Origin of the sequence: Actinomadura macrotermitis, from assembly GCF_009604375.1 — a bacterium.
Classification (GTDB): domain Bacteria; phylum Actinomycetota; class Actinomycetes; order Streptosporangiales; family Streptosporangiaceae; genus Spirillospora; species Spirillospora macrotermitis.
Map to the genome: position 1 here is coordinate 282,408 of NZ_WEGH01000003.1, position 13,633 is coordinate 296,040.

13 protein-coding genes are annotated in these 13,633 nt (G+C 74.1%); 5 read left to right on the forward strand and 8 right to left on the reverse strand.

Features of this window, described 5'->3' with window-relative positions; translation table 11 throughout:
- The first annotated feature begins 61 nt into the window (after nucleotides 1-61).
- Nucleotides 62-1,813 carry a serine/threonine-protein kinase gene (locus tag ACRB68_RS22460; protein WP_153535642.1) on the forward strand — a complete coding sequence of 584 codons (1,752 nt, stop codon included), beginning with the start codon at nucleotides 62-64 and terminating at the stop codon, nucleotides 1,811-1,813.
- A gap of 2 nt (nucleotides 1,814-1,815) precedes the next feature.
- On the opposite strand, the gene ACRB68_RS22465 is transcribed toward ACRB68_RS22460, so the two are convergent.
- On the reverse strand, nucleotides 1,816-2,775 hold the full coding sequence (locus ACRB68_RS22465) for an alpha/beta hydrolase (protein WP_153535644.1): 960 nt from the start codon (nucleotides 2,773-2,775) through the stop codon (nucleotides 1,816-1,818).
- A 190-nt stretch (nucleotides 2,776-2,965) separates the two neighbouring features.
- Between ACRB68_RS22465 and ACRB68_RS22470 the strand changes: the two genes are divergently transcribed.
- From ACRB68_RS22470 to ACRB68_RS22480, 3 genes are read left to right on the forward strand one after another with little or no spacing between them, the layout of a single operon-like run.
- On the forward strand, nucleotides 2,966-4,378 hold the full coding sequence (locus ACRB68_RS22470) for an amino acid permease (RefSeq protein WP_194293412.1): 1,413 nt from the start codon (nucleotides 2,966-2,968) through the stop codon (nucleotides 4,376-4,378).
- Nucleotides 4,379-4,417: 39 nt separating this feature from the next.
- A complete protein-coding gene (locus ACRB68_RS22475) occupies nucleotides 4,418-4,876 on the forward strand; it encodes a toxin glutamine deamidase domain-containing protein (protein ID WP_153535646.1) in 459 nt (152 codons plus the stop codon).
- On the forward strand, nucleotides 4,873-5,148 hold the full coding sequence (locus tag ACRB68_RS22480) for a hypothetical protein (RefSeq protein WP_153535648.1): 276 nt from the start codon (nucleotides 4,873-4,875) through the stop codon (nucleotides 5,146-5,148). Before ACRB68_RS22475 ends, ACRB68_RS22480 begins: the two co-directional genes overlap by 4 nt.
- A 49-nt stretch (nucleotides 5,149-5,197) precedes the next feature.
- Here the strand turns inward: ACRB68_RS22480 and ACRB68_RS22485 are convergent, their stop codons facing one another.
- From ACRB68_RS22485 to ACRB68_RS22495, 3 genes are all read right to left on the reverse strand, one after another.
- Nucleotides 5,198-5,485, reverse strand: coding sequence for a hypothetical protein (locus ACRB68_RS22485; protein ID WP_153535650.1), 288 nt, complete (start codon nucleotides 5,483-5,485; stop codon nucleotides 5,198-5,200).
- A 97-nt stretch (nucleotides 5,486-5,582) separates the two neighbouring features.
- Nucleotides 5,583-6,218, reverse strand: a complete 636-nt coding sequence (locus ACRB68_RS22490) for a LysE family translocator (RefSeq protein WP_153535652.1) — start codon at nucleotides 6,216-6,218, stop codon at nucleotides 5,583-5,585.
- Between the two features lie 43 nt (nucleotides 6,219-6,261).
- Nucleotides 6,262-7,452, reverse strand: a complete 1,191-nt coding sequence (locus ACRB68_RS22495) for an MFS transporter (RefSeq protein ID WP_153535654.1) — start codon at nucleotides 7,450-7,452, stop codon at nucleotides 6,262-6,264.
- Nucleotides 7,453-7,585: 133 nt separating this feature from the next.
- Here ACRB68_RS22495 and ACRB68_RS22500 point away from each other — a divergent pair, with 133 nt between their 5' ends.
- Nucleotides 7,586-8,035: a MarR family winged helix-turn-helix transcriptional regulator gene (locus tag ACRB68_RS22500; RefSeq protein ID WP_153535656.1), complete on the forward strand. Its 450-nt coding sequence runs from the start codon at nucleotides 7,586-7,588 to the stop codon at nucleotides 8,033-8,035.
- Between the two features lie 6 nt (nucleotides 8,036-8,041).
- On the opposite strand, the gene ACRB68_RS22505 is transcribed toward ACRB68_RS22500, so the two are convergent.
- The 4 genes from ACRB68_RS22505 to ACRB68_RS22520 form a co-directional block, all read right to left on the reverse strand.
- Nucleotides 8,042-9,250, reverse strand: coding sequence for a polysaccharide deacetylase family protein (locus ACRB68_RS22505; protein ID WP_235959858.1), 1,209 nt, complete (start codon nucleotides 9,248-9,250; stop codon nucleotides 8,042-8,044).
- Between the two features lie 108 nt (nucleotides 9,251-9,358).
- Nucleotides 9,359-10,846 carry an AMP-binding protein gene (locus ACRB68_RS22510; protein ID WP_153535658.1) on the reverse strand — a complete coding sequence of 496 codons (1,488 nt, stop codon included), beginning with the start codon at nucleotides 10,844-10,846 and terminating at the stop codon, nucleotides 9,359-9,361.
- A 113-nt stretch (nucleotides 10,847-10,959) separates the two neighbouring features.
- Nucleotides 10,960-11,571: a DUF1444 family protein gene (locus ACRB68_RS22515; RefSeq protein ID WP_328594607.1), complete on the reverse strand. Its 612-nt coding sequence runs from the start codon at nucleotides 11,569-11,571 to the stop codon at nucleotides 10,960-10,962.
- Between the two features lie 95 nt (nucleotides 11,572-11,666).
- Nucleotides 11,667-13,622: a hypothetical protein gene (locus ACRB68_RS22520; protein ID WP_328594608.1), complete on the reverse strand. Its 1,956-nt coding sequence runs from the start codon at nucleotides 13,620-13,622 to the stop codon at nucleotides 11,667-11,669.
- Nucleotides 13,623-13,633: the final 11 nt, after the last annotated feature.

Consider the following 13,633-nt stretch of genomic DNA (forward strand, 5'->3'; position numbering starts at 1 on the left):
ACGCACCGGTACTCCTGATCGATATGGTTTGTCCCACTGGCTCCCCCCGACCCCCAGGATCATGATGACCACCCACGCAGGAGAGAACGCCGAATCGCTGCGGCCCGAGGACCCGGCCGAGCTCGGGCCGTACCGGCTGCTCGGCCGTCTCGGCCGGGGCGGGATGGGCACGGTGTTCCTCGGGCAGGACGCCGCCGGCCGCCGCGTCGCGGTCAAGGTGATCAACCGTGAGCTGGCCGGCGAGGCCGCCTTCCGCGAGCGGTTCCAGCGCGAGGTGACCGCCGCCCGGCAGGTCCGCCGGTTCTGCACCGCGCCGGTGATCGACGCCGAGCTGGAGCACGACCCGCTGTACGTGGTCACCGAGTACATCGAGGGCCCGAGCCTGGAGCGCGCGGTCGCCGAGCGCGGCCCGCTGCCCGGCTCGGACCTGGAGGGCATCGCGGTCGGCATGGCCACCGCGCTCAGCGCCATCCACGGTGCGGGGATCGTGCACCGCGACCTCAAGCCCGCCAACGTGCTGCTGTCCGCGACCGGCCCGCGCGTGATCGACTTCGGTATCGCGCGCGCCCTGGACGCCGCCGACGGCCCGACCCGCACCGGTCAGTTCGTCGGCACCCCGAACTACCTGCCGCCCGAGCTGCTGCGCGGCGAGCCGGTCTCCCCCGCCTCGGACGTGTTCGCCTGGGGCTGCGTGGTCGCCTACGCCGGCACCGGCGGCGCGCCGTTCGCCGGCAACACCGTCCCGGAGATCTTCTACCGGGTGGCGCACGAGGAGCCCGACCTGTCCCGGCTGGACCCGGCGCTGCGCGACGTGGTCGCGGCGGCGCTGGACAAGGACCCGCGCAGCCGGCCCACCGTGCAGGAGCTGCTGGCCCGGCTCGTCGGGCACGCGCAGCCGAACCCCGAGCGGATCGCCGAGACGGTCCAGTCGTCGTGGCACGGGCTCGGCCCGGCCGGCCCGCGGCCGTCGCCGGCGGCGCCGCCCGTCCCGCCGCCGCACGCCACCTACCAGCAGCCCGCGCCGACCGCGATGCTCGGCGGCGACGCCACCCGCGGCGACGCGTCCCGCCCGGGTGCGCCGTCGCCGCTGGCGGACCTGCCGCGCAAGCCGCTGATGATCGGCGCGGCGGCCGTGGCGGGCGTGCTGGTCCTCGGCATCGGCGTGTGGTCGCTGCGCGGGCCGGACGGCCCGCCCGACCAGAGCAAGCTGGCCACGGTGTTCAGCGACACCTTCGCCAACACCGGCTCGGGCTGGAACGGGGGCGCCTTCATCAGCGGAATCAACGGATCCGGCTACAGCGAGGGCAAGTACCGGTTCGAGACCGACCAGTACAACACCTTCCGCGCCTACCCCGCCCCGAAGCCCGGCCCGGACATACCGCCCCGGACGCTGCTCACCGTCAACGTCGTCCATTCCGAAGGGCCCGACGACGCCACCTTCGGCCTGTACTGCCACGCGCACGACGACAACAAGACGCTCTACTCGTTCGTGGTCCGCAAGGACGGCAAGGGCGCGATCCTGGGGAAGGCGGCCAAGGACCGGGGCACCAAGAACCTCGCCACGCCCGCCGAGGTGCCCGGCTACAAGACCAAGGGCACCAACAAGCTGCAGCTGGCCTGCGAGGACGAGGACAAGGGCAAGAAGGTGCGGCTGCGGGCGTGGGTGAACGGCGAGCAGGCGGTGGACCTCACCGACACCGACCAGCCGCTGCCGACGGGCTGGACCGGGCTTCAGCTCGCCAGCGGCGGCAACACCTCGATCAAGGCCGTCGCCGAGTTCGACGACTTCGACATCTCCAAGATCCTGGACTGAGCTCAGTCCAGGTAGCCGCGGATCCAGCGGGCCAGCTCGGCGAACACCTCGTCGCGGGCGGGCTTGGCCGACAGCACCAGGTCGTGCATCCCGCCCGCGATCCGCACCAGCGTGACGTGGCGGCCGAGGCGGGGCGTCCAGCGGGCGATGTGCTCGACGTCCAGCACCGCGTCGACCTCGCTCAGCACCACCTTGGCCTGCGCGCGGGCGGACGGGCGGCTGCTGCCGGCCGAGGCCATGACCAGCACCGGGACGTCGATGCCGAGCCCGGCGTGCAGGCGCCGCTGGCCGCGGCGGATCGCGGCGAGCCACGCGGCCCGCACCGGGAACCCGGCCAGGGGCTTCCACGCCACGTCGAAGTCCCACTCGCCCCCGTGGTCGCGGTGCAGTGAGCGCGCGTAGGCCTCCGAGACGCCGGCGGGCAGCACGGCCTTGGGGAAGCGCGGGCGCAGCGTGCGGGCCAGGCCGGCGCCGGCCTTGCGCATGAGCAGCGAGTCGTTGATGTCGAAGAACGGGCTGTTGAGGAACAGTCCGTCGACCAGGCCCCGGCCCTTGACCCGGTCGGCCCACAGCGCGGCGATCAGGCCGCCGGTGGAGTGGCCGTTGACGAGCAGGACGTCGTGGCCGTCCTCCTCCCGGATAATCCGCACGGCCTCGTCGATCTCGGTGAAGTACTCGGTGAGGCTGTCGACGTGGTTGGGCGTCTGGTGCGGGCGCAGCGAGCGGCCGTAGCGGCGCAGGTCCAGCGCGTAGAAGTCGAAGCCGAGCCCGGCGTAGAAGTCGGCCAGGTGCGTCTGGAAGAAGTAGTCGACGAAGCCGTGCACGTAGAGCACGGCGCGGCGGCTCGGCTCCGGTCCGCGCCGCCGCACGAGGGTGGCGACGAGCGGGCCTTCGGCGTCCTCGCCGAGGGGCAGTTCGATGGCCTCGTAACCGGGCCCCAGCACATCCTGCGTCGCGTCCATGGGGTCACCCTACGATGGGCGGAACGGGCACGGTGCCGCGAGGTGACGGCGGCCTCGCGGTCCGCCGCCCCCGCTTCGCCATCGGCAAGATCACATGATTCGGCCGTCCCTTTCTTCCGGTTCTTCGCATTGCCGCAGCCCACCTAGGGTGAATCCCTGTCGGCAACGCGAGGCACGGGGAAAGCAGAGGATGTCCGAAACCAGTACGGGGCTGCAGGCCGGGCTGCGGCGCCGCCATATGACCATGCTCGCCATCGGGGGCGCGGTCGGCGCCGGCCTGTTCGTCGGCAGCGGCAACGTGATCAAGACGGCGGGACCGGCCGCGATCCTGTCCTACGCCGCCGCCGGGCTGCTCGTCCTCGGCGTCCTGCGGGCGCTCGGCGAGATGGTGGTGGCGCGGCCCGACGCGGGCTCGCTCGCCGGGTACGCGCGGATGGCGCTCGGCCCGTTCGCCGGCTTCACCGTCGGCTGGCTCTACTGGTACCTGTACGTGATCCTGGTCGGCGCCGAGGCCGTCGCGGGGGCGGCGATCCTGGCGGCCTGGATCGACCTGCCGCAGTGGCTGCTCGCGGCCGCGCTGCTGCTCGTCATGACGGCGGTGAACCTGGTGTCGGTGAAGTCGTTCGGCGAGTTCGAGTTCTGGTTCGCCTCGATCAAGGTGGCGGCCATCGCGGTCTTCGCGATCCTCGGCGTCCTGTACGTCCTCGGGCTCTGGCCGGACTCGCCCGGCGGCCTCGGCACGCTGACCGCGCACGGCGGCCTGGTCCCGAACGGCGCGGCCTCGGTGTTCTCGGCGGTCGTGGCGGTGATGTTCGCGTTCGGCGGCACCGAGATCGTCACCATCGCGGCGGCCGAGAGCGACGAGCCGGGCCGCGCGGTCGCCCGCGCCACCAGCAACGTGCTGTGGCGGGTCGGCCTGTTCTACGTGCTGTCGATCTTCCTGGTGGTGGCGATCCTGCCGTGGGACGACGCCCGGGTGCTGCAGAGCCCGTTCGTCGGCGCGCTGGAGCACATGGACGTGCCCGCCGCCGGGACCGCCATGCAGGCGGTCATCCTCACCGCCGTGCTGTCGGTGCTGAACTCGGCGGTCTACGTCTCGTCGCGGATGCTGCACGTGCTCACCCGCGCCGGCGACGCCCCGGCGGGCCTGGCGAGGCTGAACCGGCGCGGCGTCCCGGTCCGCGCGATCCTGCTCGGCACGGTCGCGGCGTGGTGCGCGGTGCTCGCCTCCTACCTCTCCCCCGACCAGGTGTTCCGGTTCCTGATGAACTCGATCGGGGTGATCCTGGCGTTCGTCTACCTGGCGATCATGTTCTCCCAGCTGCGGCTGCGCGCCCGCCTGCGGCGCGAGGACCCGGCGAGCCTCACCTACCGGATGTGGGCCTTCCCCTACCTGTCGTGGCTGGTGGTCGCGGTGCTGGTGGCGGTGCTGGTGTCCATGGCGTTCATGCCGGAGCAGCGCTCCCAGCTGGCCGCCTCGCTGGCGGGCCTCGCCGTCGTCGCGGCCCTGTACCCGCTGCGCCGCCGCTTCGGCGCCGAGGCCCCGTCCGCCGAGGTCCCCGGGCCGGCCGATCCGATCGTCTCCGGTCCGCCGGTGACATAGCATCGCCGAGATCATCACAGATTCGGAGTCGCACCCCTTATGACACACCCCCCGCAGACGGAGGGCAGCCGCACCGGCAACGCGCTGGACTGCGCGCTGAGCTTCCTGGAGACCTGGTACGGGACGCCGCGCGTGGCGTCGCCGGTCTCCTACGACCCGCAGGACCCGCTCAGCCTGCTGCAGGGCGAGGCCGGCGGACGCGAGCGCGCCGAGCAGCGGCTCGGCGTGCCGTTCCGCTACCTCGGGCCGGACGCCGCGGCACTGCAGGTCCTGGCCGACCGGCTGCTGTCGCTCGGGCACGGCCACGCCGCGCTGATCGTCAACGGCTGGCATCCGGCCGAGGGCACCGGCACGCACGCCTGGAGCGTGTGCAACCACGAGGGCCGGCTGGTGTGGATGGACGCCAACACCGGCGAGCGCTCGCAGACCCCCCTCTACCCCAACGTGCACGGGGTGTGGGTCATCGTCACCGGCACCGACGGACGGGGCATGGCGTGATCACTCGCGAGCAGGTCGTGGAACGGTCCCGGGCGATGTTCGACAATGCGCCCTCCGCGCGGGGCCGCCGCTTCGACGTCGGCGTGCACGAGTTCGACCTCGGGTTCGTGGTGTGGCCGGTGGAGCCGCCGCCCGCCGACTGGTCGCGGCCGCCGTCCACGATCGGCGGCAGCGTGCTGGTCATCGACCGGCAGACCGGCCGGTCCAGCGTGTGGCCGCGGCTGGCGGCGCCGCAGGTCGCCGAGCTGTACCGGCGCAGCCTGTCCTCCTGACGCGCGCGTGCCCGCGCCGGGAGCGGCGCGGGGCACGGGCGCGGCGGGGTCAGGCCGAGGCGGAGCGGCGCCCGAGCAGCGTGCGGACGAAGTTGATCAGCAGCAGCACGGGCAGGATGAACGCCTTGAAGAACAGCACGTAGCTGCCGCCCTCGAAGATGAAGGCCAGGTAGAAGGCGTAGCCGAGGAAGCCGACGCCGAACAGGCCGTTCAGGACGCGCATGCCGGCGCCCTGGCCGCCGCCGAGCGCCGCCATGACGACCATGACGACGCCCGCGAAGGCGAGCAGGAGGACGTACCACGAGAAGGTGGGCTCGGCGTTGAAGTCGATGTTCACTGTGTGATTCCTGGGGGGTGTGGGCCGGAAAGTCGGCTCACCCTAGCGATCACCACCGACCCCACACACCCGATATATCCGGCTTGGCCGGGTCCGGCTAATCCGTGCGGCCGGTCGCGGCGACGGTGACGCCGAGGCCGATCATCATCAGGCCGCCGGTGCCGCCGATCGCCGCCAGCCGGCGCGGCGAGCGCGCGAACCAGGCGCGGGCGGTGCCCGCCGCCAGGCCCCACAGGCTGTCCAGCAGCAGCGCGATCAGGCAGAAGACCAGCCCGAACACCATCATCTGCAGCGGGACGTGGCCGCGGTCGCGGTCAGCGAACTGCGGCAGCACCGCGGCGAAGAACACCGTCGTCTTGGGGTTGGTCACGCCGACCACGAAGCCCTGCCAGAGCGCGCGGCCCCGGTCGCCCGCCGCCGGCGCGCCGACCGCGTCCTGCAGCGAGCGGCGGTGCCGGATCGCCTGGACGCCCAGGTGGACGATGTAGGCGGCGCCGGCGAACTTCAGCACGGTGAACACCACCGCCGACCGGGCGACGACGCCGCCGACGCCGAGCGCGACCGCGGTCGTCAGCAGCAGGGCGCCGAGCTCGTTGCCGACGACGCCGGTGAGCGCGGTGCGGCGGCCGTGCGCGAGGGCGCGGCCCACCACGAACAGCACCGAAGGCCCCGGTATCAGGACGATGACGACGGACATGGCGCAGAAGGCGAGCAACTGCTCAAGCGAGACCATGCGCCGATTATCGGCGGGCGCCGCGCGGGGCGACAGCGATTAATCACCTGGTGACGGGCGCCGGTTCGGTGGCGGGCGCGTCCTGCGGCGCGGGGGCCGTCCGCTCCAGCAGCCCCGACAGCAGCGCGACGGCGAGGCCGGCGGCGCCGAGCAGCGCGCCCACCCAGAGCGGCGAGGTGTAGCCGAAGCCGGCGCCGATGGCCAGGCCCGCGAGGGCGGGGCCGATGGTGTTGCCGAGGTTGAACGCGGCGACGTTGGCGGCCGAGGCCATGGTCGGCGCCTCGGCGGCCTTGTCCAGCACCCGCATCTGCAGCGCCGGGATGGCCGCCGAGGCGACGAGGCCGAACAGCCCGAGCACCGCCACCACGGCGATCTTGCTGTGCGCGGCCGGCAGGAGCAGCGCGGACGTCGCGGCGAGCGCGGCGAGGGTGCCGTAGACGGCGGGCAGCGGGGCGCGCCCGGCGAGCCGGCCGCCGGCGAAGCCGCCGCCGAGCATGCCGACGCCGAGCAGCGTCATCACCAGCGGCACCGCGCCCGCGCCGAACCCGGTGACGTCGGTGAGCAGCGGCGCGACGTAGGTGATGACGGCGAGGGCGGGCGCCCAGCCGAGCGTCGTCATGGCGAGCGTCAGCCACACCTGGCCGCTGCGGAAGACCGCGAGCTCGCCGCGCAGGCCGCCGGCGGGCCGGCCGCCGCGCGGCACCAGCAGCGCGATGCCGGCGAGGGCGAGCACGCCGACCCCGGCGACCATCCAGAACGTGGCCCGCCAGCCGAACTGCTGCCCGACGAACGTGCCGAGCGGCACGCCGAGCACGTTGGCCAGGCTGAGCCCGGCGAACATCAGCGCGACCGCGCTCGCCCGCTTCTCCGGCCGGACCAGCTCGGCGGCGACGACCGAGCCGATGCCCATGTAGGCGCCGTGCGCGAAGGAGGCGACGACCCGGGCGGCCAGCAGCGGGCCGAACGAGGGCGCGAGCGCCGACAGCAGGTGCGCCGCGACGAACAGCGCCATCAGCCCGAGCAGCATGGTGCGGCGCGGCAGCCGGGCGCCGAGCGCGGTGACCAGGGGCGCGCCGACGACGCAGCCGAAGGCGTAGCCCGAGACCAGCAGCCCGGCGGCCGGGATGGAGGTGTGGAAGTCGGCGGCGAGGTCGGGCAGCAGCCCGGCGATGACGAACTCGGTCGTCCCGATGCCGAAGGCGCCGAGGGCGAGCGCGAGGACGGCGAGCGGCATGAGGGTCCTCCGGTAAAGTAGTGAGCGCGCACATGTAAGAGGCGTACGCATGTAGGGAGCGTATGCATTAATTGCACACGCTCGCTATCTCGCCATGCAAAGAGACTCCGGGCAACCGGGCGGAGGGTGGGTCATGTCACGTCCCGACGAGGCGCGGGTGCAGGGATGGCGGACGCTGGCCGCGCTGCAGGCCCGGATCGAGGACCGGATCGAGCAGGCGCTGCAGGAGCGGCACGGCCTCAGCGTCAACGAGTTCTGCGCGCTGCACCACCTCGCCGGGCCGGCGGGGCGGCACACCCGCATGCAGCAGCTCGCCGGGATGCTGGTGCTCAGCCAGAGCGCGACGACCCGGCTGGTCACCCGGCTGGAGAAGCGCGGCCTGATCACCCGGGTGCTGTCGGACGAGGACCGCCGCGGCATCTACGCCGAGGCCACCGAGGCGGGCGTGCTGCTGGAGCGGCAGGCCGCGCCGACGCACAACGCCGCGCTGGACGCCGCCCTCGCCGACGCCGCCGAGCTGCCCGAACTCGCCCCGCTCGTGCGCGCCCTGGAGTCGCTCGCCTCGCTGAAGGTGAAGGTGTAGGCGGGGTCAGGAGTCGGCGGACCGCATCGCGCCCGGCCAGCCGCGCTCGGGGCGCTCGCCGACGTCCAGGCCGCGCAGCTCGCGCAGCACGGCCGGGTCCTGCGCGTCCAGCCAGTCGACCAGGTTGCGGAACGACACGCACTGCACCTCGGGCGTGCTGCACACGTCGCGCATGACGTCGGCGACGGCCCGCATGTAGATGCCGCCGTTCCAGTCCTCGAAGTGGTTGCCGATGATCAGCGGGGCGCGGTTGCCGTCGTAGGCGCGCCGGAAGCCGCGCATCAGCCCCTCGCGCATCTGCTTCTCGTTCGCCGGCCGCGCGCGCGGGCTGCGGGACTGGTTGGCGAGGAAGTTGTAGTCCATGGACAGCACCTCCATGTGCCGCCCCGGCATCGGCACGATCTGCATCGGCACGTCCCACAGCCCGCCGCGCTTGCCCGGCCAGACCTGCCGGCCGACGCCGCTGGAGTCGTAGCGGAACCCCATCTCGCGGGCCGCCCGGACCAGGTTCGCGCGGCCCTCCAGGCAGGGCGCCCGGCCGCCGATCAGCTCCTTGCCGTAGTCGAACGGCAGCGGCGGCTGCGCGGTCCAGCCGGTCGTGGTCTTCCAGTTCGCCACCAGCCACTTGGCCTGCCTGATCTCCGAGCGCCACTGCGCGGGCGACCAGGAGCCGACGCCCGACGGGCCGCAGAAGTGCCCGTTGAAGTGGGTGCCGATCTCGTTGCCCTCCAGCCACGCGGCGCGCAGCTCGTCCAGGGTGCGGCGCACGCTCGCCGTGCTGAGGTAGGAGATCGACGACGCGCCGGCCGGGCGCCCCGGCGGCCGGTAGCGCCTGCGCTGCGACTCGGGCAGCACGTACAGGCCGCTGAGGAAGAACGTCTGCGTCGCGCCGTAGCGGGCGCCGAGGCTCCGGAAGCGCGAGAACAGCCGGTTGGAGTCCTCGCCCGCGCCGTCCCAGGAGAAGACGACGAACTGCGGCGGGCGCTGCCCGGGGGCGAGCCGCGCGGCCCGGAAGGTGTTCGGCTGCGGGCCGGTGTCGGCCATCGAGCCGTCCCCGATGAGCCGGACCGGCGCGGCCTTGGGCTGCGCGGCGCCCGCCGGCCGGTCCGAGGCCGCCTCATGGGCGTGGAACGTCCCGCACTGGTAGGCCAGTGCCGCGACCAGGGCGGCACCCGCCGCCACACCGCCGGCCGCCTTCGCCGCCATCGCCGTCATCCGGCCCCCCCTGGGAGATCATCACCAGGGCGGGTGGTACCCAGGAGATCATCGGGGCAGGCCGCCGACCGGCGAGTCGTTGCCGATCGTTTGCCCAGGTCAGGGCCCTTACCGGGGCATGTCCGGCTCGCCGTCGCCCAGCCGCGCGAGCAGCCCCCGCCGCACCTTCCCGGTCGAGGTGCGCGGCAGCTCGGGCAGGAACGTCACCGAGCGCGGCACCTTGTGGTCGGGCAGCCGCTCCCGGGCGAACGCCAGCAGCGCGGGCCCGGCCACCGCCGGGGCGGGCGGCCGCCCCTCCAGCACGGTGAACGCGCGCAGCCGGCCCGCCGGGTCGGCGACGACGGCGACCTCGACCACCTCGGGGTGCAGCCCGAAGATCCGCTCCACCTCCAGCGGGCGGACCGGCTCCCCCGACACCGTCACCTGGTCGAGCAGCCGCCCGTGGTGGTGGACGAACCCCTCGGCGTCCACGTGCACCAGGTCGCCGGTGCGCAGCCAGCCGTCCGGCGCCGGCACCTCGGCGGTCCTGTCCGGCCGGCCGAGGTACTCGCGCATCACCGACGGGCCGCGCACGTACAGCACGCCCGTCTCGCCGGCCGGGGCCGGGGCGCCGCCCTCGCCGCGCACCTCGATCTGGAACGGGTCCAGCACCACGCCGAGCGTGCCCCGCCGCCGCCGGGCGAGGGTGTTGGAGACGAAGGTGTGCCCGGCCTCGGTACTACCGAGGCCGTCCAGCACCGGGCAGCCGAGCACCCGCTCGATCCGGTCGGCCAGCGACGGCAGCAGCGGCTCGCCCGCCGACACCGCCGCCCGCAGCGACCCGGCGGCGGCGCGCACCGCCGGGTCGCCGACGAGCCGGGCGTACCAGGTCGGGACGGTGAACAGCAGCGTCGGCCGGTGCCGCTGCAGCTGCGCGGCCGCGCCCGCGACGCTCGGCTGCTGCGGCCACAGCACCGACGAGCCGCCGCAGAACATCGGGAAGAACACCGTGGCGCCGAGACCGAAGGGGTAGCACGCCTTGGACAGCGAGAACGTGACGTCGCCGGCCGTCATGCCGAGCGCGCCGAGCGCGAGCGCCCGGACGTAGGCCGCGGGGTCGCCGTGCCGGTGCACGACGCCCTTGGGCTTGCCGGTCGTGCCGGAGGTGTACTGCACGTAGGCGGGGGTGTCCGGGCCGGCGGGCGCCGGGGCGGGTACCGCCGCGGGCTCGTCGGAGAGGTCGTCGCCGGTGAGCACCTGCACCGTGGGGAAGCGATGCGCCAGCGCGGCGTCGCAGACGACCGCCTGCGGCTCGGCGTCGGCGCGGACGTAGGCGTGCTCGGCCGCGGACTGCTCGGGCCCGGCCAGCACCGCGACGGCGCCGAGCCGCAGCGTGCCGAGCAGCGCCGCGACGAACCCCGGCGAGTCGGGCAGCGCGATCAGCACCCGCTGCCCGGGCCGGACGCCGGCCGCGTGCAGCACCCCGGACGCGCGGGCGGCGGCGTCATGCGCCTCGCCGTGGGTGAGCACGGCGCCGCCGGTGTGGAACAGCGGGCGGTCGCGCCACCCCTGGGTGTCCGCGCGGTGAGCCAGCGCGATCGCGAGATTGCCTTCCATGGCCGAATCCCTCCTGCCTGAGCACGACAAGCGGAGGCTACGCCGGGTAGGCGTACCGACACGGCGGGTTCTCGGTATTTCGGTCTGAAAGAAGGCCTGATTAGGTCAGACGCTCAGGCGGCGAGGGTCTCCCAGGCACCGTCCCGGCGCACCAGCAGGTCCCGGGTGAGCAGGCTCCCGGCGGGCACGTCCCAGCCCGGGCCGGCCTCCTCCTCGCCGCGGTCCTCCGCCCACACCTGCGCGACGGCCCAGCGCAGCTTGTCGATCCCGTCGGGGTGGCCGGTGCCCGACGCCACGAACACGTCCCGCGCCGGGACCGCGATCACCAGGTCGCCCTCGACGTCCTGGGCCAGCTTGTCCAGGAACCCCTCGTCCAGCAGCAGCGCGGCGGCCAGGCCGCCCTCGCCGAGGGTGACCGTCACCGCCCGCGCGTCGGGGTACCAGCCGAGGGCGAGGTCGGGCCGCCGGTCGCGCAGGTTCAGCGCGGCGCGGCGGCGCAGCCCGGCCGGCTCCAGCCCGAGCTCGGCGCAGTGCCGCCGCGCGACGTGCTCGTACCGGCGGGCGGGCTCGCCCGCCAGCTCCAGCGCGTAGGTGACGTACAGGTCGCCGGCGAACTCCTCGCGGATCGGCTCCTCGCCCGGCGGCAGCGGGAACTCCAGCTGCACCTCGGCCGGGACCCGCGCCTTCATCAGCGGGACGATCAGGCTGGTCCGCGAATCGGTCACGGGTACTTCCTCCTGGGCCGACGGCAACAGAGTGGATCACGATACCGCTGTGCCGGGTGTGACCGCCGGACCTGGGCCGTCTCGTTAGGTGTGCGTCACCCCACCGGGATGACGCAGGGGGCGCCGGCGCAGACGTCGATCAGCTGGCCGCCCGTCTTCAGGTAGTGCGCGGCCTGCTGGCGGGCCAGGACGCTGCGCACCGTGCTGTCGTGCGGGCTCTGCGGCGGGGTCGCCGGCACGTTGCCCGGCGGCGGGGCGGGGCTGCCGCTGTCCCACACGACCAGCGCGGAGCCGGTGTAGGGGAAGGCGGTCAGGCCCGGGATGCCCCACAGCGGGGTGACGTCGTTGCTGCGGCCGGGGCGGAGCGCGGGCTGCTTCACCGGGATGCCGAGCGTGCGGGCCTCGACCTCGGTGGTCACGTTGGCCACCGCGTCGTCGCCGAACGCCTCGTGCAGCAGGACGCGGTGCGCGGGCGTGCGGGGCAGCGGGTCGCGCACCAGGTGCGCGGTGTACCCGTCGGCCTCGCCGCGGTCCCACAGGGTCTGCAGCAGCGCGAACCCGATCTGCTGGTCGGCCTTGTCGGGGTAGGGGATGTCGATGACCTGCGCCACCGGGGCGAAGGACGCGCTGCGGTTCAGCAGCGTCGAGAAGCCCTGGCCGGGGACGCTCAGCACGGCGGTGGTGAAGTCCTGCGCGAGCGCGGTGAGCGCGGCGCCCTGGATGCCGCCGTGGCTGACGCCCGAGTAGGTGAGCTTGGCGGCCGGGTCCAGGTTCGCCACCTTGGTGCGCGCGCCCTTCGGGTGGGCCATCCAGCGGCCGAGGAAGAGGGCGTTGATGTAGGACTGCTGCATCCGGTCCGGGATGACCGGGAAGTTGCTGAGGTCGGTCAGCAGCGCCAGGTAGGGCTTGTCGGGGCCGGAGATGCCCATCCAGTTGGTGGCGCACAGCATCAGGCCGTACTCGGCGGCGAACGCCTTGGAGGCGTCGGAGTCGATGACGGTGTAGTCGCCGAACAGGCCGTGCCCGTACAGCACCGGCCGGACCTTGCCGGCCGTGCGCGGGACGTTGCACTGGAACGGCGCGTGGTAGGTGCGCCACGCCGGCGCGACGGGCGGGTCGTAGGGGCCGGGGTCGGCCTTGGCGTAGGTCAGCCGCGTCCCGGCCGGGTTCAGGAAGCTCGGCACCTCGATCAGGCCGTTGATCCGCCGCGCGATCTTCGGGTCGTCGGTGGCCTTGTCGGAGGTGACGAGCACCTTGGGCGCCTTGGCGCCGAGCCGCGCGAACGCGGTGTCGCGCATCGCGACGGCGCGGCCGGTGATGCTGCGGGCGGACGCGGTGGTGAAGTCCCAGGCCAGGTCGAGGTCCGCGCCGGCGCCGGCCTTGCGCAGGTCGGCCAGGGTGGTCTGCAGGGCGCGCCAGCGGGGCTTCAGGCGGGCGTCGGCCGGGGCGCTCTTGCGGCTGAGCGCGGTGAAGACGGGGCCGGGGCCGATCGGCGCGCCGCTCGCGTTCTTCAGGCCGCGGACGGCGACCAGGTAGCGGGTCCCCTCGTCCAGCCGCCGGGCCGGGCGGACGATCAGCGTGCGGTGCTGCGGGTCCTGGGCGTCCAGTTCGGTCCAGTAGGGGTGCCGCTCGCCGGTCCGGGCGTTCACCAGCGCGATCGGGGCGTCCGCCGCCAGCGACCGCCCGATGTCGGTGCTCGGCGCGAGGCCGGTCTTCGCCGGGTCGACGCCGGGGACCTGCAGCAGGATCGGCGAGCCGGGCGAGAAGCCGTCGCTGCGGTTCAGCTCGGCGGGGTCGACGCCCTTGCCGATGACGTTGCGCGGCATCGCGCCGGGCTTCAGCGCGACCCGCCGCCCGGTGTCGGTCGCGGCCGGCACCGTGTAGACGTCGTTGGGGAAGGGGACCAGGCACGCGGCCGGGTCGATGGGGTCGCAGCCCCGCGCGGCCTGCTCGGCCGCCGCCGCCAGCTCGCCGCCCGCCGCGTGGACGGGGGCCGTCAGGCCGAGCAGCAGCCCGCCGGACGCCGCCAGCACACCGAAAATCCGCCGCACCGGCGTCACCC